The organism is Stenotrophomonas sp. Bg11-02, from assembly GCF_002836635.1.
GTDB lineage: Bacteria > Pseudomonadota > Gammaproteobacteria > Xanthomonadales > Xanthomonadaceae > Stenotrophomonas > Stenotrophomonas lacuserhaii.
Window position 1 is genome coordinate 1 of record NZ_PJAY01000070.1, and the last position, 17336, is coordinate 17336.

A 17336-nucleotide genomic window follows, 5' to 3' on the forward strand; every position below is an offset into this window, starting at 1 on the left:
TGGACGTACTTGCGCGTGCCCCGCACAGCCTCCCCGCCCGGCCCACCCCCAGCTGTGGCTTCAAATACCAGCCACCCGCGAGGAGGTCTCTTTCCGTCCCGCCTCCGGGATTTACTCGACCGTTACGCTCTTGGCCAGGTTGCGTGGCTTGTCCACGTCGGTGCCGCGCGCCAAGGCGGTGTGGTACGCCAGCAGCTGCACCGGGATGGTGTGCACGATCGGGCTCAGCACACCGGCATGGCGCGGCGTGCGGATAACGTGCACGCCTTCGGATTCGACGAAGTGGCTGTCCTGGTCGGCGAACACGAACAGCTCGCCACCACGCGCGCGCACTTCCTGCATGTTGGATTTCACCTTCTCCAGCAGGCTGTCGTTGGGCGCGATCACCACCACCGGCATGTCTTCGTCCACCAGCGCCAGCGGGCCGTGCTTGAGTTCGCCGGCCGGGTAGGCCTCGGCGTGGATATAGGTGATTTCCTTCAGCTTGAGCGCACCTTCCAGCGCGATCGGGTAATGCAGGCCGCGCCCCAGGAACAGCGCGCTGCTCTTGCGTGCGAAGCGCTCGGCCCACGCGGCGATCTGCGGCTCCATGTTCAGCGCATGCTGCACGCTGCCCGGCAGGAAACGCAGCTGCTCCAGGTAGTCCGCTTCCTGGGCGGCATCGACACGCCCATGCAGCTTGCCCAGCACTACGGTCAGCTGGAACAGCGCCGCCAGCTGGGTGGTGAACGCCTTGGTCGAGGCCACGCCGATTTCGGCACCGGCCCGGGTGTAGCAGACCAGCTCGCTGGCGCGCGGGATCGCACTTTCCGGCACGTTGCAGATGGACAGCGTGTGCAGGTGTCCCAGTGACTTGGCGTACTTGAGCGCTTCCATCGTATCCAGCGTTTCGCCGGACTGGGAAAGGGTAACCACCAGGTGCTTCGGATCCGCGTACGCAGCGCGGTAGCGGTATTCGCTGGCGATCTCCACGTTGCACGGCAGGCCGGCGATCGATTCGATCCAGTAACGCGCGGTCATGCCGGCGTAGTAGCTGGTGCCACAGGCCAGGATCTGCACTCCGGTGATGCCCGACAGCACCGCTTCGGCGTTCTTGCCGAACAGTTCGGCCGGGAATCCACCCGCGTCGATCGCCGCTTCGATGGTATCGCCCAGCGCGCGCGGCTGCTCATGCACTTCCTTCTGCATGAAATGGCGATACGGACCGAGTTCCAGCGAGGCCAGCGAGACATCGGACAGGTGCTCGCCACGATCGATCGGCTGGTCATGCGCGTCATACACCTGCACGCCATCGCGGCGCACGTCGGCGGTGTCGCCCTCTTCAAGGAAGATCACCCGGCGCGTGGAGGAAATGATCGCCGATACATCGGAGGCGACGAAATTCTCGCCTTCGCCCAGGCCAACCAGCAGCGGGCAGCCCATGCGGGCGCAGACGAAGTGCTCCGGCTCGGCCCGGCTCATCACCGCCAGCGCATAGGCGCCGGTCAGTTCCTTGACCGTGCGCTGCAGCGCGGACAGCAGGCTTCCGCCATCCTTGAGGTGATGGTGCATCAGGTGGGCGATGACTTCGGTATCGGTCTGCGATTCGAACACGTAGCCCAGCGCGCGCAGTTTCTCGCGCTGCGCTTCGTGGTTTTCAATGATGCCGTTGTGCACCAGCGCCACGCCGTCGCTGATGTGCGGGTGGGCGTTGGCCTCGGTGACGCCGCCATGGGTTGCCCAGCGCGTATGCCCGATGCCGAGCACGCTGTTGAAGCCTTCGGCACCGGCGGCAGAGGCCATCTCCGAAACGCGCCCGGTGCGGCGTACGCGGCGGATCTCCGCTTGGTCTCCAGGCTCAAGCACGGCGATGCCCGACGAATCGTAGCCGCGGTATTCCAGCCGCTTCAGGCCTTCGATGAGCACCGGCACCACATCGCGATCAGCGATCGCACCCACGATTCCGCACATAGTCCCGCATCCCTTGGTGTTGATCCGCACATTCTAGCGTGGCTGTCCGCCCTGGCCGCCTGGCCGCTTAACGAAAGTGTCCGCGCGCCTGTCCGCGGACACACGGACACCCGCGCGGAAATCACAACTGCTTGATCGTAAAGGGATGAAAAGTTGGCATGCTCCCTGCTTCCCTACAGGCAGTCCGACCACCCAGGCCCTTCGATGATCCGTGACACTTCTGCCCAGGACCAGATCGTTTCCACCGCCACGCCCGGTTCGGCCGCCAGCACCTGGCGCCGTTACCGCTGGCCGGCGCTCGCCGCGCTGCTGGTGCTGGCTGGCATTGCCTTTGCCGTGCATGGCTGGCTCAACGCCAGCCGCTCGTTCGACAGCAGCCGGGTGCGCATCGCGCAGGTGGAGCGCGGCGACCTGGTGCGCGACATCGCCGCCGACGGCCGGGTGATCGCGGCCAACAGCCCGGTCCTGTACGCGATCTCCGCCGGCACGGTCACGCTGAAGGTGGTGGCCGGTGACGTGGTCAAGAAGGGCCAGGAGCTGGCCTTGATAGACAGTCCGGAACTGCGCAGCAAGCTGGCACAGGAAGAGGCCACCCTGGCCGGGCTGGAAGCCGAATCCAGCCGTGCCGCACTGGATGCCACCCTGACCCGCGCCAAATCGCGCAAGGACACCGACCAGGCCGGCATCGAGAAAGTCGCCGCCGAGCGCGACCTGCAGCGCTACCAGCGTGGTTTCGACGGCGGCGCGGTGCCGCAGATCGACCTGGCACGCGCGCAGGACGCCTTGAAGAAAGCCGACATCAACCTGGTGAACGCCCAGGCCGACACCCGGCTGCAGGGCCAGGGCGCCGACCTGGACGCGCGCAACAAGCGCCTGCTGGCCGACCGCCAGCGCGCGGTGGTGGCCGAGGTCAAGCGCCAAGTGGACGCGCTGACCCTGCGCGCACCGTTCGACGGCCAGGTCGGCCAGGTGCAGGCGGTGCAGCACACCAACCTGGTCGCCAATGCGCCGGTGCTGGGCGTGGTCGACCTGTCCAATTTTGAAATCGAGATCAAGGTGCCGGAAAGCTTCGCCCGCGACCTGGCGATCGGCATGCCGGCGCAGCTGACCAGCGGCAGCGGCCAGCCGTTCGCCGGAGAGATCAGCGCGGTGTCGCCGGAGGTGGTCAACGGCGAGGTCAATGCCCGCGTGCGCTTCGCCGACAAGCAGCCGGCCGGCCTGCGCCAGAGCCAGCGCATGTCCGTGCGCGTGCTGCTGGATACGCGCAAGGACGTGCTGAAGGTGGAGCGTGGCCCGTTCGTCGAACAGGGCACCGGCAATGCTTACGTCATGGACGGCAGCACCGCCGTGCGCCGCCCCGTGCAGCTGGGCGTGAGCAGCCTGGGTGAAGTGGAGATCCTGTCCGGCGTGCAGCCGGGAGATCGCATCGTGGTCGCCGGCAGCGACCTGTTCAAGGACGCCGAGCGCGTTTCCATCAACTGACACCACCCCTTACCGAATCTGGAGAGAACCATGCTTGAGATGCGCGCTGTCGCCAAAGTGTTCCGCACCGAACAGGTGGAAACCCATGCCCTGCGTTCGCTTGACCTGCTGGTCAACGAGGGCGAGTTCGTCGCCGTGACCGGTCCGTCCGGCTCGGGCAAGACCACGTTCCTCAACATCGCCGGCCTTCTGGAAACCTTCACCAGCGGCACCTACCTGCTCGATGGCCAGGATGTCAGCAAGCTCGGCGACGATGCGCGCAGCCGCCTGCGCAACCAGAAGATCGGCTTCATCTTCCAGGGCTTCAACCTGATCCCCGACCTCAACCTGTTCGACAACGTCGATGTGCCACTGCGCTACCGCGGCATGTCCGCGGCCGAACGCCGCGAGCGCATTGAAAAGGCGTTGAGCCAGGTCGGCCTGGGCTCGCGCATGAAGCACTATCCCAGTGAGCTGTCCGGCGGCCAGCAGCAGCGCGCGGCGATCGCCCGCGCACTGGCCGGCAGCCCGCGCCTGCTGCTGGCCGATGAGCCGACCGGCAACCTGGACAGCACCATGGCGCGTGGGGTGATGGAGTTGCTGGAGGAAATCAATGCCGCCGGCACCACCATCGTGATGGTCACCCACGATCCGGAACTGGCCGCGCGTGCGCAGCGCAACGTGCACATCGTGGACGGCCAGGTGACCGACCTGCTGCGCGAGCCGGTGCTGGCCACCGCGCGGCGCATCGCCGCTGTCAACGAGTGAGGTCGGCCATGTTCGCTTACTACGTCCGCCTGGCCGTACGCAGCTTCCGCCGCAACAAGGTGCTGACCGCCTTGATGGTGGTGGCCATCGCACTGGGCATCGGCGCTTCGATGACCACCCTGACGGTCTTCCACGTACTGTCCGGCGATCCGATCCCGGGCAAGAGCGACCGCCTGTTCTACGTGCAGCTGGATCCGCGCCCGAAGTCGGGGTATGTCCCCGGTGAAGAGCCCGAAGAACAGATGACCCGCTTCGATGCGGAGGCGCTGCTGCGTGACAAACGCGCGCAGCGCCAGGCCGTGATGACCGCCGGCGGCGCCACGATCGTGCCGGAGAGCAGCACGCTGAAGCCGTTCTCGGTGGATTCGCGCTACACCTCGGCCGACTTCTTCCCCATGTTCGAGGTGCCGTTCCAGTACGGCAACCCCTGGACCGCCGCCGACGACGAGGGACGCGGTCGGGTGGTGGTGCTGTCCAAGGCGCTCAACGACAAGGTGTTCAACGGTGCCAACAGCGTAGGCCGCAACCTGACCGTCAGTGGCCATTCGCTGCGCGTGGTCGGCGTGCTGAAGGCCTGGCAGCCCCAGCCGCGCTTCTTCGACCTGTCCTTCAGCGCCTACGGCCAGGAAGAAGACGTGCTGATGCCGTTCTCCACGTCGGTCGACCTGAAGATGGGCAGCACGGGCAACATGAACTGCTTCGGCGACGGCTCCCCGGACGGCTCCAGCTCCGACCTCAACGCCCCCTGCACCTGGCTGCAGTACTGGGTCGAACTGGACCCGGCCAAGGCCGATGACTTCCGCCAGTACCTGGTCAACTATTCGGACCAGCAGCGGGCAGCGGGTCGATTCCAGCGCCCGGCCAATACCCGCCTTTCCAGCGTGATGGAATGGCTGGACTACAAGAAAGCCGTTCCCAGTGACGTGCGCCTGCAGGTCTGGCTGGCCCTCGGCTTCCTGGTGGTATGCCTGATCAACACCGTCGGCCTGTTGCTGGCCAAGTTCCTGCGCCGCAGCGGCGAGATCGGCGTGCGCCGCGCCCTCGGTGCCAGCCGTGGCCAGATCTTCCTGCAGTGCGTGGTGGAAGCGGGCGCGGTCGGCGTGGCCGGCGGATTGCTGGGCATCGTACTGGCGTTGATCGGCCTGTATGCCGTGCGCCAGCAGCCGGTGGAATACGCAAAGCTCGCCCATCTGGACGGCAGCATGCTGGTGCTGGCCATCGGCCTGACCCTGTTCGCCAGCCTGGCCGCCGGCATGCTGCCAGCGTGGCGCGCCATGCAGGTCACCCCGGCCATCCAGCTCAAGTCGCAGTAAGCACGTCAACGAGGAATCACCATGGACATCCGCCCCATCCTCAGCACGCTGCGCCGGCACAAGACCGCCGCCTCGCTGATCGTGCTTGAAGTCGCACTGACCTGCGCCATCGTCTGCAATGCGCTGTTCCTGGTCAGCCAGCGCGTCGAGAAAATCAGCCAGCCCAGCGGCCTGGCCGAAAAAGAACTGGTGGTCGTGCGGGTCAGTGGCATCGGCAAGCAGACCGATGCCATGGCGCGCACCCGCGAAGATCTGGCATCGCTGCGCGCGATCCCCGGCGTCACCAGCGTGACCCGGGCCAGCCAGCTGCCGTTCCGCACCAGTTCGTCCAACAGCGGTATCTCGCTCACGCCCGAACAGGAAAAGCCGACCATCCATTCCACCATGTACTACGTCAACGAAAACGCGCTGCCTACGCTGGGGTTGAACCTGGTGGCCGGACGTGACTTCCAGCCCGGCGAATTCGTCGATCGCGAAGAAGCCATGAAGGCCTTCCCCAACGACAAGGCCGTGGCGGGCATCTTCAGCAAGGCCGCTGCCGACCGGCTGTCGCCGGGCACGTCCGCTGTCGGCAAGACCTTCTACATCGGCACCCAGCCGGTGCATGTGGTGGGCGTGGTGGAGTATCTGGCGACGCCTACCGGTTGGGACGACAACACCGACATGTCCTTGCTGCTGCCGATGCGTACCGCGTTCACTGAGGGGCTGTACCTGCTGCGTACCGATCCGCAGCGCCGGCAGGAAGTGCTGAGCGCTGCGTTGGCGGCGCTGGAACGCAACGATCCGAACCGGCTGGTGCGCGAGAAGCTCACCTACGAAGAGCAGCGTGACAGCTACTTCAAGAACGACCGGGCGATGGTCGGCCTGCTGATCACCGTGTGCGTGGCCCTGCTGGTAGTGACCGCGCTGGGCATCGTCGGCCTGGCCAGCTTCTGGGTGCAGCAGCGCAGCAAGCAGATCGGCATCCGCCGCGCACTGGGTGCGACGCGGGGACAGATCCTGCGCTACTTCCAGACCGAGAACTTCCTGCTGGCCACGGTGGGTATCGTGCTGGGCATGCTGGCCGCCTACGCGATCAACCTGGCGCTGATGAACACCTACGAGCTGCCACGCATGCCGCTGGTCTACCTGCCGGTGGGCGCGGTGCTGCTGTGGCTGCTGGGCCAGGTGGCGGTGTTCGGGCCGGCACGGCGCGCCGCCGCAGTACCGCCGGCGGTGGCCACCCGCGGCAGCTGAGGCATACCCGCCCCGGCTTGTATATCCTGCTGCCATGATGTCCGTAGCGCCGTGCCCTGCCCGGCGCCTGCATTCGGCCGAGCACGGCTCGGCGCCAACTGAAGCTGCCGCATGCCCGCGATCCTGATCATCGACGACAACACCAGCGTGGCCACCGCGCTGGACGTGCTGTTCTCGCTGCACGACATCGATACCCTGCAGGCGACGTCGCCGGAACAGGGGCTCGCGCTGCTGCGCGACCATCCGGTGGACCTGGTGATCCAGGACATGAACTTCACCGAGGACACCACCTCCGGCGAAGAAGGTGAGGCATTGTTCGCCCGCATCCGCCAAGCCCATCCGGACCTGCCGGTGATCCTGCTGACCGCGTGGACCCACCTCGGCACGGCGGTGGAGCTGGTGAAGGCCGGCGCGGCCGACTATCTGCCCAAGCCGTGGGATGACCGCAAGCTGCTGACCACGGTCAACAACCTGCTGGAACTGTCCGAGGCGCGCAGCGAGCTGGATCGTCGGCGTCAACGCGAGCAGCGCCAGCGCAGCGCCCTGGAGCAACGCTACGATCTGTGCGGTGCGGTCTTCGCCGATCCTGCCAGCGAGCGCGTGATCGCGCTGGCCTGCCAGGTCGCGCGGTCGGCGCTGCCCGTGCTCATCACCGGCCCGAACGGCGCCGGCAAGGAAAAGATCGCGCAGATCATCCAAGCCAATTCCGCGGCGGCGAAGGGCCCGTTCGTGACGGTCAACTGTGGCGCATTGCCGGCCGAGCTGATCGAAGCGGAACTGTTCGGTGCCGAGGCAGGTGCCTACACCGGAGCCAACAAGGCGCGCGAAGGAAAATTCGAGGCCGCCGACGGTGGCACGCTGTTCCTGGACGAGATCGGCAACCTGCCGCTGGGCGGCCAGATGAAGCTGCTGCGCGTGCTGGAAACCGGCCGCTTCGAACGGCTCGGCTCCAACCGCGAACGCCAGGTCAAGGTGCGCGTGGTCAGCGCCACCAATGCCGACCTGGGCGCGATGATCCGCGAGGGCAGCTTCCGCGAAGACCTGTATTACCGGCTCAACACTGTCGAGCTGACGCTGCCGCCACTGGCCGAGCGGCCCGGCGATATCGTGCCGCTGGCCGAGCACTTCCTGGCAGCTGACAAACCACTGTCCGCCGCTGCGCGCACGGCATTGCAGCGCCACCCCTGGCCAGGCAACGTACGCGAACTGCGCAACGTGATCCAGCGCGCCGAACTGCTGGCCATCGGCAACCGCATCGAAGTGGCCGACCTCAACCTGCCGCGCGCGCCCGCCGCCCCGCGTGGCGCCGGCGCGATGATCGACCCCGACCGCCAGCGCATCGAAGGCGCGTTGGCCAGCAACCACGGCATCATCGCCCAGGCCGCTGCCGAGCTGGGGCTGAGCCGGCAGGCCCTGTACCGGCGCATGGACCGCTTCGGCATTCCGCGCGAATGAAGCAACGCTCCTTCACCTTCCAGCTGTTCCTGCGCCTGCTGCCGGTATTGGCCCTTGCAGCGGCACTGCCGTGGCTGCTGGCGTATTGGATGGACCACGGTTGGGGCGTGGCCATCCTGTCGGGAATCGTGCTGCTGGCGCTGATGTGGTTCAGCCTGAACCGCGCCATCGCACCGGTCCGCTCGCTGATGCGCGCGCTGTCCGGCGTGGTCAGCAGCTACAAGGACGGCGAGTTCAACTTCAGCGTGCACTGGTCGGCGCAGGACGAGCTGGGCCATCTGGTGGAGGCGCACCGCGAACTGGGCGACGTGCTGCGTGAACAGCGGCAATCGCTGGTGCAACGCGAACTGCTGCTGGACACGATGGTGCAGAACACCCCGGTGGCGATGCTGCTGCTGGCGGCCGGCGGTGATGGGCTGCAGCGTGTGGTGTTCTCCAACCTGGCCGCGCGCAAGCTGCTGCACGGCGGGTTCAAGCTTGAAGGACAGCGCTTGGCCGAACTGCTGGAACAGATGCCGATCGCCCTGCGCGATGCCATCTCGCGCGGCGGTGACAGCCTGTTCGCGGTGCGCGAAGAGGACAGCGAGGACGAGGAAGACGAGCAGATCTACCATCTATCGCGACGCGCCTTCCATCTCAATGGACGACCGCACGACCTGCTGCTGATCCGCCTGCTCACCGCCGAACTTCGCCGGCAGGAAGTACAGACCTGGAAAAAAGTCATCCGCGTGATAAGCCACGAGCTCAATAATTCATTGGCTCCCATTGCGTCCCTGGCGCACTCCGGCGGTGAACTGGTCAAGCGTGAACGCTTCGACCGCCTGCCGGAGATCTTCTCTACCATCGAAGACCGCGCACGCCATCTGGAGGGCTTCATCCGCGGCTACGCGCGGTTTGCCAAGTTGCCGCAGCCGCAGCTGCAGACGGTGCACTGGGCACCGTTCCTGGCCAGCCTGCAGCAGCAGATTCCGTTCCAGATGGACGCGCTGGATGAAGACCTGCACAGCCGGGTCGACATCGCCCAGCTCGGCCAGGCGCTGCTGAACCTGGTCAAGAATGCGCACGAAGCCTGCGCCGACGCCGACCCGCCCAACGACGACGTGCGGGTCAAGGTCACCCGCCTGCCGCAGTGGCTGCGGCTGGACGTACTGGATCGCGGCAAGGGCATGAACGAGGCCGTGCTGCAGAACGCACTGACGCCCTTCTATTCCACCAAGCGCAACGGCACCGGCCTGGGGCTGGCGTTGACCCGCGAGATCGTGGAAGCGCACGGCGGTCGCATCGCGCTGCAGAACCGCACCGAAGGCGGCCTGTGCGTGTCGCTGTTGTTGCCGCAGAACTGACCCGCGACGCCGAGCATGGCCCGGCGCTGCCGGGCGTGCCGGGAACCGCTCAGGATTTCTTCTGCGGCCGCTGCCAGCCTTCGACCACCTGCTGGCGTGCCCGCGCCACGGTCAGCTGGCCATCCGGCGCGGTGCGGGTGATCACCGATCCCGCGGCGATGGTCGCGCCCTCGCCCACCAGCACTGGCGCCACCAACGAACTGTTGGAGCCGATGAAGGCGTTGTCGCCGATCGTGGTCTGCGACTTGTTCACGCCGTCGTAGTTGCAGGTGATGGTGCCGGCGCCGATGTTGACCTTGCTGCCGATGACCGCATCGCCCAGGTAGCTCAGATGGTTGGCCTTGCTGCCCACGCCCATGCGGATCTTCTTGGTTTCCACGAAGTTGCCCACGTGCACGCCGTCGGCCAGCACGGTGCCGGGGCGCAGCCGCGCGAACGGCCCGATGTGCGCAGCGCCTTCGGCCACTACGCCCTCCACGTCGCAGTGGGCCAGCACGGTGGTGCCCGGGCCCAGGGTGACGTCCTTGAGCCGCGTGAAGGGCCCAATGCTGACCCCATCGCCCAGTTCCACGCGACCTTCCAGGATCACGTTGACATCGATCTGCACGTCGCGGCCGACGATCACCTCGCCCCGGATATCAACCCGGGCGGGGTCCAGCACGCGCGCGCCCTGCACGCACAGCGCACGCACCGCGCGCTGTTGCCAGGCCCGTTCCAGCTGCGCCAGCTGCCACGGATCATTGGCCCCTTCGGCGTCCTGCGGATCGGCGACCAGGGTCATGTCCGCAGCGGTGTACTCGTTGGCGGCAAAGGCGAACACGTCGGTCAGGTAGTACTCGCCCTGCGCGTTGGCATTGGACAGCTGCGACAGCCAGCGACGCAGCGCGGTGGACTCGGCGGTGATGATGCCCGTATTGATGGTGCGGATCCGGCGCTGTTCCTCGCTGGCGTCCTTCTGCTCCACGATCGAGCCGACCTTGCCCTCGGCATCGCGCACGATGCGTCCGTAGCCGGTCGGGTTGTCCATTTCCGCCGCCAGCACCGCCAACCGGCCGGGCTGGTCCAGCAGCTCGCGCAGGGTCTGCGCACGGATCAGCGGCACATCGCCGTACAGCACCAGCACCTGCGCGGCGTCCGGCACCTCCGGCATCGCCTGCGCCACGGCATGTCCGGTGCCCAGCTGCTGCGCCTGCTCGGCCCACAGAAGGTCGGGCTGGCTGGAAAAATGCGCGCGCACGGCATCACCGCCATGGCCGTACACGATGTGGATCGCATCCGGCTTCAGCTCGCGTGCGGTGGCGATCACGTGGGCCAGCATGGGTTGTCCAGCCACCGGCTGCAGCACCTTCGGCAATACGGACTTCATGCGCTTGCCGGCGCCAGCGGCGAGGATGATGACGTGCAGGGCTTGGGTCATGGAAAAAGGGGTCCGCGATGGTTTCGCGACATTCTAGAACGGCCGCCGTTAACATGACTCACGCATCCTGCATCTTCCGTCCATGACCCTGCTCCGCCAAGGTGGCTCCTACCTCATCGTCGGCCTGCTCCAGCTGCTGCTGGACTGGTGCGTGTTCGTCGCCGTGACCGCGTTGGGCGTGCCGGTGGTGCCGGGCAACGTGATCGCACGCGCCTGCGGGATGCTGTTGGGCTTCTGGCTCAACGGACGCTACACCTTTGCCGATGCCGGCAAGCAACGGCTGGGATGGAAGCGCTTTGGCCGTTTCATCGCACTGTGGGCCGTGCTCACCGTGCTCAGCACCGTACTGGTCACTGCAGCAGATCAAGCATTGGGGCTGAAGTACGCATGGTTGGCAAAGCCGCTGGTGGAAGGTGGGCTGGCCGGGCTGTCGTTCCTGCTGATGCGGCGCCTGGTGTTCCGCTGACCTGCCCCGCCCGCTGCGCTCGCCGACCATGGGTCGGCGCTACCACTCCGTTAGATGGTCTCGCCCCGGTAGCGCCGACCCATGGTCGGCGGCATCGGTCAGGCGATGCTCAGCGGCCGAGGCGCTGCCCCAGTCCATCGCGCCATAACTGCAGCGGACTGAAACGGAATGCCACCTGGTGGCGACCGGCCGGTACGCAGACCGCACGGAACAGCCCGTTGGCGCGCATCAGCGGGGTTGCCGCCCCATCCACGCTGGCCTGCCAGCCCGGAGCGGACACCTCATTGACCACCAGCCAAGCCGGCGCGGCCGCGTCCACCTGCACGCTCAGCCCGCTGGCCCGGTAGACCGTCGCGCCCACCTGCAGCGTGCCCGCACCGGCATCGGCACACGCCGCCTGCGTAGCGCCAGGCAGCCAGACCGTGCTGTTGAAGTCGGTCCGGTTGAAGGCCGCGGCAGGCGGCAGGTCTTCGTCATGACGATGCACTGCCGTGGGGTTGAGCATCCGCGGCAGCATGCTGTCACGTTGCATTACCTGCAGTTCGGCGTCGTAGGCATGCGAACCCGGGAACGCGGTCGGTGCCAGCACCCAGCGCACGCCGATCAGATCGTAAAGCGGCGCATCGAAGTCCGGCGTCCATGGCGTTTCCGGTTTCTGCTGCACGCTGTCGAGCGGATCGCCGGGCATGCCGAGCATCTGCAGCGCGCGGCGGTCGAGCAAGGGATTGTAGCCATTGGCCAATGCCAACCCATGCACGGCCGCACCATTGGTCAACGGCCCGACGCCGAAGGCCAGTGCGCGTTCCGGCAGGCCTTCGCTGCGCTGGGCGGACAACAGCTGGTACGCACTCTGCGCCGGGCCGGGCCGCGTTGCGGTCAGCACCGGACGGGTGGCGCTGCGCGCGTTGAACGACGTGCTGACGTTGAAGATCAGCAGGTCCAGCAGCATCAATCCCAGCAGCCAGCGCGAGGGCGACCGGTGGCGTATCAACTGACGCACCGCGACCGCCCCGATGGCGACGCTGATTGCCAGCCACGCCGCCCCCTGCAGGCGTCCACTGCCCAGCACCAGCCACGCACCGGCGATGGCCAGCAGGACCACCACCAGCAGCGAGGGCAGGTGCGGGCGCAACGGATCGCGCTGCAGGGCCGACTGCAGCGCATGCGCGGACAGCCATGCCGCCGCCGGGACGGCGAGGAACAATCCATCGGACGGGCGACGGAACAGGTCCAGCCCCGGCAGCCAGCCGAACAGCCACGGGAACAGGGGCGTGGCACCGCCCAGCGCGAACAGCACGGCCAGCACGAAGACCGCCAGCGCGATGCGCGCGCCGCGTGGATCGCTGCGCACCACCGCGCCACCCCATGCGAGCCACACCGCCAACGGCACCGCGCCCATGTACAGATAGTCGGTGGTGATATCCCCGAAGGCCCAGCTGTCGCCGCGCCCTTGTTCGAACACGTTGCCGGACAGCAGCGTGACAAGGGACTGCCAGTGGATGGCGCCCGGCAGGGCGGCCTGCAGTGACACCCCATCACGGTTGGTATGGGCCAGCCACGCGAACGTGGACAGCCATTGCGGGGCACTGATCGCCGCGGCAATCGCGCCTACCGCCGCAAGCTGCAGGCACAGTCGGGTGCGCCGTGCGCGCGCCATCGCGATAGCCGCCATCGTATACACCGCACACGCCAGCACGATCAGGTAGGTGACCTGGGTCAGCTGCAGCGCACTCAGTCCGCCGACAACGCCGGCCAGCACGGCATGGCGCCAGTGCAGATGACGGCGCAGCTGGTCCAGCGCCAGCCACAGCCAAGGCAGCAGGCAGTAACTGACGATCATCGGGGTGTGCTGCAGGCGCGCCGCCGCGACCCCGCCGAACAGGAACACCAGTGCGAACATCAGCTGCGGCAACCGCTGCAGGCCCTGGGTTGCCGCAAGTTTCAACGCCCCCAGCCCCGCCACCAGCACATGCAGCAGGATCACCACCGTGAACCAGTGCAGCGAGGCAGGCGCCAGCAGCATCGGCAGCACCACGGTCGGCTGAAGGGTCATCATCTGCGGGTCGGCCAGCTGCGGATAGCCGCCATGCAGGTACGGATTCCACCAGGGGACGTCCCCCAGCAGCAGCTGCTGGGCGGTGAAGCTCACCGCAGGGAAAAACTGCTGGACGGCATCGAAGGGAATCGTCCAGACGCCGAGCAGCCATGGCAGGCACAGCACCAGCCACAGGACGCACCAGGCGAAAGCCGGCGTCGCGGTTGCACGGGTCCAGCGGTCGGTGACCGAAACCGCGCCGATAGTCTGCTGCACCCTGCTCTCCTTGCCTTATCGGCGCCTGCCGCCAGCCTCGGGGCGGCAAAGATCAATCATAGCCCGCACCAGCGCGACATGCCCGACGGCCTCCTGCATGCTGTGATCCACCGCTTCGGCGACCGTCTTCGTGCAGCCCGGCTGGCCGCGTTGCGGGGCGATGCCGGGCCAAAGCGCGAGCAGCGTTTCGTCCGCCACGTCGATCATGCCGCGCAGTTCCTCCAGCGAAGGCGTCGGCGCCGGCACCTCGCCTGCCGCATAGCGATGGAACGCCACGTGCTGGATCAGCTTGTTGGCCTCGATCAGCTGGCGGTAGAAGTGCACGACCGCCTCCGCGTCCAGGCCGAGCTGAGTCGCCCGGACACGCTTGTCCTGCAGCACCTGTGCTTCGCGGACGGGATCTTCCACCGGGCGCGCGGCCGGGTACTTGAACGCCGCCACCTGATGCGCGATGGCATTGCGCTCGGCGGCGACAGCAACGAAGCGATCCATCGGGGTGGCCTGCACGGCGGCAGGCAGCAACGTGGCGAGAAGCACTGCCCGGCAGCAGTTGAGAACAGGCATGGCGCACCTTCCGGAAGAAAGAAGCACACAGGGTGAACACCTTGGGTCGCCAGCACGAGGAACCGGCGCACAGTTCGGCAGGCATCATCGGCAATGCGCGGAAAATACAAACGCCGGCACAGGGCCGGCGTCGGAACAACAAGCGGAGACGGAGCGTGACGACCAACGGCCGTCACCCACCGGACCCACCCAGGGGTTCAGTGCTTCAGGTTCTTGCGCAGGCGCTCCAGCGCCTGCAGCTGGGCAGTCACTTCGGCCAGCTTCTGCTGGGCCTCGGCGATCTCCATGCCTTCACCACGGTTGGCCAGCATGCGCTCGGCTTCTTCCTTGGCCTTGCGCACCGATGCTTCATCGATATCCTGCGCGCGGATCGCGGTGTCAGCCAGCACGGTAACCACCTGCGGCTGCACTTCCAGGATGCCGCCGGAGATGAAGAAGTCCAGCTGCTCGCCATTGGCCTGGGTCACCACGATCTTGCCCGGCTTGAGGCGGGTGATCAGCGGTGCGTGCTTGGGCGCGATGCCCAGTTCGCCCAGCTCACCGGTGGCCACGACCAGGGTCGCTTCACCCCGGAAGATTTCCTGCTCGGCGCTGACGATGTCGCAACGGATCGTGCTCATGCAAATCTCTTCACTGTTCGCGGCGGCACGATGCCACCGGGGAGGAGCCACGGCGCGGACGGGTGTCCAGCGCCGGTGTCAGGTCGGGCAGGATCGCTCCCGCCCGATCCGGATCAGGCCTTTTCGGCCATCTTCTTGGCCTTTTCGACCGCTTCTTCGATGCCGCCGACCATGTAGAACGCCTGCTCCGGCAGGTGGTCGTACTCACCATCGACGATGGCCTTGAAGCCACGGATGGTGTCCTTCAGCGACACGTACTTGCCCGGCGAACCGGTGAACACTTCGGCCACGTGGAACGGCTGGCTGAAGAAGCGCTCGATCTTGCGGGCGCGGGTCACGGCCTGCTTGTCTTCTTCGGACAGTTCGTCCATGCCCAGGATGGCGATGATGTCCTTCAGTTCCTTGTACTTCTGCAGGGTCTGCTGGACGCGCTGGGCGGTGTCGTAATGCTCGTGGCCGATGACCAGCGGATCCATCTGGCGGCTGGTGGAATCCAGCGGATCCACCGCCGGGTAGATACCCAGCGAGGCGATCGAACGCGACAGGGTCACGGTCGAATCCAGATGGGCGAAGGTGGTCGCCGGCGACGGATCGGTCAAGTCATCGGCCGGCACGTAGACAGCCTGGATCGAGGTGATCGAGCCGTTCTTGGTGGAGGTGATGCGCTCCTGCAGGACGCCCATTTCCTCGGCCAGGGTGGGCTGGTAGCCCACGGCCGACGGCATGCGGCCCAGCAGTGCCGACACTTCGGTACCGGCCAGGGTGTAGCGGTAGATGTTGTCGACGAACAGCAGCACGTCCTTGCCCTTGCCCGACGCGTCCTTCTCGTCGCGGAAGTACTCGGCCATGGTCAGGCCGGTCAGCGCGACGCGCAGGCGGTTGCCCGGCGGCTCGTTCATCTGGCCGTACACCATCGCGACCTTGTCCAGGACGTTGGAATCCTTCATCTCGTGGTAGAAGTCGTTGCCCTCACGGGTACGCTCACCCACGCCGGCGAACACGGACAGACCGCTGTGCGCCTTGGCGATGTTGTTGATCAGTTCCATCATGTTGACGGTCTTGCCGACGCCGGCGCCGCCGAACAGGCCGACCTTGCCGCCCTTGGCGAACGGGCACATCAGGTCGATGACCTTGATGCCGGTTTCCAGCAGCTCGGTGGCCGGGGACTGGTCTTCGTACGACGGTGCGGCACGGTGGATTTCCCACGTGTCGCTGGCGGCAACCGGGCCGGCTTCGTCGATCGGGCGACCCAGCACGTCCATGATGCGACCCAGGGTGCCCGGGCCGACCGGCACGGAAATGCCGCGTTCGGTGTTGGTGGCGACCAGGTTGCGCTTCAGGCCATCGGTGGAACCGAGGGCGATGCAGCGGACCACGCCGTCGCCCAGCTGCTGCTGGACTTCGAGGGTGATTTCGGTGTTGTCGACCTTCAGTGCGTCATACACCTTCGGAACCGACTCACGGGGGAACTCGACGTCGACGACCGCGCCGATGATCTGAACGATCTTGCCCTGACTCATTGCTGCATCCTCTAGATTTGTGCTTTGGACGTGCGCGTCAAACTGCTGCTGCGCCGCCGACGATTTCGGAGATTTCCTGGGTGATCGCTGCCTGGCGGGCCTTGTTGTAGACCAGCTGCAGGGTTCCGATCAGCTTGTTCGCGTTGTCGCTGGCCGCCTTCATCGCCACCATGCGTGCCGCATGCTCGGAGGCCACGTTTTCCAGCACGGCCTGGTACACCAGTGACTCGATGTAACGCGTCATCACGTGCTCCAGCACGGTCGCGGCATCGGGTTCGTACAGGTAGTCCCAGTCGTGGTGCGCGACCTGCTTCTCAGCGGCCGGCAACGGCAGCAGCTGGTCGAAGCTGGCGGTCTGGGTCATGGTGTTGACGAAGCGGTTGTACACCAGGTACACGCGGTCGACCTTGCCCTCGGTGAACGCATCGAGCATCACCTTGATCACGCCGATCAGCGATTCCAGGCGCGGCACGTCACCCAGGTGGGTCACGCTGCCGACCATGTTGACCTTGATGCGACGGAAGAAGGTCGATGCCTTCTGGCCGATCGTCACCATGTCCACTTCGGCACCCTTTTCCTGCCAGGCACGGGCTTCGCCCAGCGTCTTGCGGAACAGGTTGTTGTTCAGGCCGCCGGCCAGGCCGCGATCCGACGAGATCACGATGTAGCCCACGCGCTTGACCTGTTCACGCTCGACCAGGAACGCATGCTGGTAATCGGTGCTGGCCTGGGCCAGGTGACCGATCACCTGCTTCATCGCCTGCGCGTACGGACGCGATGTCTTCATCCGCTCCTGCGCCTTGCGGATCTTGGAGGCCGAGACCATCTCGAGCGCGCGCGTCACCTTGCGGGTGTTCTGCACGCTCTTGATCTTGGTTTTGATTTCGCGTCCGCTTGCCATCTCTTATTCCC

14 protein-coding genes are annotated in these 17336 nt (G+C 66.4%); 7 read left to right on the forward strand and 7 right to left on the reverse strand.

Annotation, left to right across the window (positions count from 1 at the left end; all coding sequences use genetic code 11):
- Nucleotides 1-111: 111 nt before the first annotated feature.
- Nucleotides 112-1950: a glutamine--fructose-6-phosphate transaminase (isomerizing) gene (gene glmS, locus CXG43_RS17160; protein ID WP_101101194.1), complete on the reverse strand. Its 1839-nt coding sequence runs from the start codon at nucleotides 1948-1950 to the stop codon at nucleotides 112-114.
- Between the two features lie 204 nt (nucleotides 1951-2154).
- On the opposite strand from glmS, the gene CXG43_RS17165 reads away from it, so the two are divergent.
- The 6 genes from CXG43_RS17165 (at nucleotide 2155) to CXG43_RS17190 (ending at nucleotide 9526) form a co-directional block, all read left to right on the forward strand.
- Nucleotides 2155-3432, forward strand: coding sequence for an efflux RND transporter periplasmic adaptor subunit (locus CXG43_RS17165; RefSeq protein ID WP_042614583.1), 1278 nt, complete (start codon nucleotides 2155-2157; stop codon nucleotides 3430-3432).
- Between the two features lie 30 nt (nucleotides 3433-3462).
- The gene (locus CXG43_RS17170; protein ID WP_042614582.1) at nucleotides 3463-4179 is read left to right on the forward strand and encodes an ABC transporter ATP-binding protein; all 717 of its coding nucleotides are present in this window, start codon (nucleotides 3463-3465) and stop codon (nucleotides 4177-4179) included.
- An 8-nt stretch (nucleotides 4180-4187) separates the two neighbouring features.
- Nucleotides 4188-5492 (forward strand): ABC transporter permease, encoded by a 1305-nt coding sequence (locus CXG43_RS17175; protein ID WP_101101196.1) that lies wholly within the window; start codon nucleotides 4188-4190, stop codon nucleotides 5490-5492.
- 21 nt (nucleotides 5493-5513) lie between these two features.
- The gene (locus CXG43_RS17180) at nucleotides 5514-6728 is read left to right on the forward strand and encodes an FtsX-like permease family protein (protein WP_101101198.1); all 1215 of its coding nucleotides are present in this window, start codon (nucleotides 5514-5516) and stop codon (nucleotides 6726-6728) included.
- 111 nt (nucleotides 6729-6839) lie between these two features.
- Nucleotides 6840-8183, forward strand: coding sequence for a sigma-54 dependent transcriptional regulator (locus tag CXG43_RS17185; RefSeq protein WP_101101200.1), 1344 nt, complete (start codon nucleotides 6840-6842; stop codon nucleotides 8181-8183).
- Entirely contained in the window at nucleotides 8180-9526 is a 1347-nt protein-coding gene (locus CXG43_RS17190; RefSeq protein WP_101101202.1) for an ATP-binding protein, read from the forward strand. The genes CXG43_RS17185 and CXG43_RS17190 overlap by 4 nt, the downstream gene beginning before the upstream one ends.
- Nucleotides 9527-9575: 49 nt before the next feature.
- Here CXG43_RS17190 and glmU read toward each other — a convergent pair whose 3' ends face one another.
- Nucleotides 9576-10943, reverse strand: a complete 1368-nt coding sequence (glmU, locus tag CXG43_RS17195; RefSeq protein WP_101101204.1) for a bifunctional UDP-N-acetylglucosamine diphosphorylase/glucosamine-1-phosphate N-acetyltransferase GlmU — start codon at nucleotides 10941-10943, stop codon at nucleotides 9576-9578.
- Nucleotides 10944-11025: 82 nt separating this feature from the next.
- On the opposite strand from glmU, the gene CXG43_RS17200 reads away from it, so the two are divergent.
- Nucleotides 11026-11409 carry a GtrA family protein gene (locus CXG43_RS17200; RefSeq protein WP_101101207.1) on the forward strand — a complete coding sequence of 128 codons (384 nt, stop codon included), beginning with the start codon at nucleotides 11026-11028 and terminating at the stop codon, nucleotides 11407-11409.
- Nucleotides 11410-11518: 109 nt separating this feature from the next.
- Here CXG43_RS17200 and CXG43_RS17205 read toward each other — a convergent pair whose 3' ends face one another.
- The 5 genes from CXG43_RS17205 to atpG form a co-directional block, all read right to left on the reverse strand.
- Entirely contained in the window at nucleotides 11519-13720 is a 2202-nt protein-coding gene (locus tag CXG43_RS17205; RefSeq protein WP_232767860.1) for a YfhO family protein, read from the reverse strand.
- Nucleotides 13721-13735: 15 nt separating this feature from the next.
- Complete coding sequence (aroQ, locus tag CXG43_RS17210) at nucleotides 13736-14284, reverse strand: gamma subclass chorismate mutase AroQ (protein ID WP_101101210.1); 549 nt, start codon at nucleotides 14282-14284, stop codon at nucleotides 13736-13738.
- Between the two features lie 197 nt (nucleotides 14285-14481).
- Nucleotides 14482-14904, reverse strand: coding sequence for a F0F1 ATP synthase subunit epsilon (locus CXG43_RS17215; protein WP_042614575.1), 423 nt, complete (start codon nucleotides 14902-14904; stop codon nucleotides 14482-14484).
- Nucleotides 14905-15017: 113 nt separating this feature from the next.
- Nucleotides 15018-16424 carry a F0F1 ATP synthase subunit beta gene (atpD, locus tag CXG43_RS17220; RefSeq protein ID WP_042614574.1) on the reverse strand — a complete coding sequence of 469 codons (1407 nt, stop codon included), beginning with the start codon at nucleotides 16422-16424 and terminating at the stop codon, nucleotides 15018-15020.
- 37 nt (nucleotides 16425-16461) lie between these two features.
- Nucleotides 16462-17325: a F0F1 ATP synthase subunit gamma gene (gene atpG / locus CXG43_RS17225; protein ID WP_042614573.1), complete on the reverse strand. Its 864-nt coding sequence runs from the start codon at nucleotides 17323-17325 to the stop codon at nucleotides 16462-16464.
- Nucleotides 17326-17336 lie beyond the last annotated feature (11 nt).

Coding starts and splice junctions, on each gene's coding strand:
- atpD (WP_042614574.1), bottom strand. CDS start 16,424: ATGAGTCAGGGCAAGATCGTTCAGATCATCGGCGCGGTCGTCGACGTC.
- aroQ (WP_101101210.1), bottom strand. CDS start 14,284: ATGCCTGTTCTCAACTGCTGCCGGGCAGTGCTTCTCGCCACGTTGCTG.
- glmS (WP_101101194.1), bottom strand. CDS start 1,950: ATGTGCGGAATCGTGGGTGCGATCGCTGATCGCGATGTGGTGCCGGTG.
- CXG43_RS17215 (WP_042614575.1), bottom strand. CDS start 14,904: ATGAGCACGATCCGTTGCGACATCGTCAGCGCCGAGCAGGAAATCTTC.
- glmU (WP_101101204.1), bottom strand. CDS start 10,943: ATGACCCAAGCCCTGCACGTCATCATCCTCGCCGCTGGCGCCGGCAAG.
- CXG43_RS17175 (WP_101101196.1), top strand. CDS start 4,188: ATGTTCGCTTACTACGTCCGCCTGGCCGTACGCAGCTTCCGCCGCAAC.
- CXG43_RS17185 (WP_101101200.1), top strand. CDS start 6,840: ATGCCCGCGATCCTGATCATCGACGACAACACCAGCGTGGCCACCGCG.
- CXG43_RS17190 (WP_101101202.1), top strand. CDS start 8,180: ATGAAGCAACGCTCCTTCACCTTCCAGCTGTTCCTGCGCCTGCTGCCG.
- atpG (WP_042614573.1), bottom strand. CDS start 17,325: ATGGCAAGCGGACGCGAAATCAAAACCAAGATCAAGAGCGTGCAGAAC.
- CXG43_RS17165 (WP_042614583.1), top strand. CDS start 2,155: ATGATCCGTGACACTTCTGCCCAGGACCAGATCGTTTCCACCGCCACG.
- CXG43_RS17180 (WP_101101198.1), top strand. CDS start 5,514: ATGGACATCCGCCCCATCCTCAGCACGCTGCGCCGGCACAAGACCGCC.
- CXG43_RS17200 (WP_101101207.1), top strand. CDS start 11,026: ATGACCCTGCTCCGCCAAGGTGGCTCCTACCTCATCGTCGGCCTGCTC.
- CXG43_RS17170 (WP_042614582.1), top strand. CDS start 3,463: ATGCTTGAGATGCGCGCTGTCGCCAAAGTGTTCCGCACCGAACAGGTG.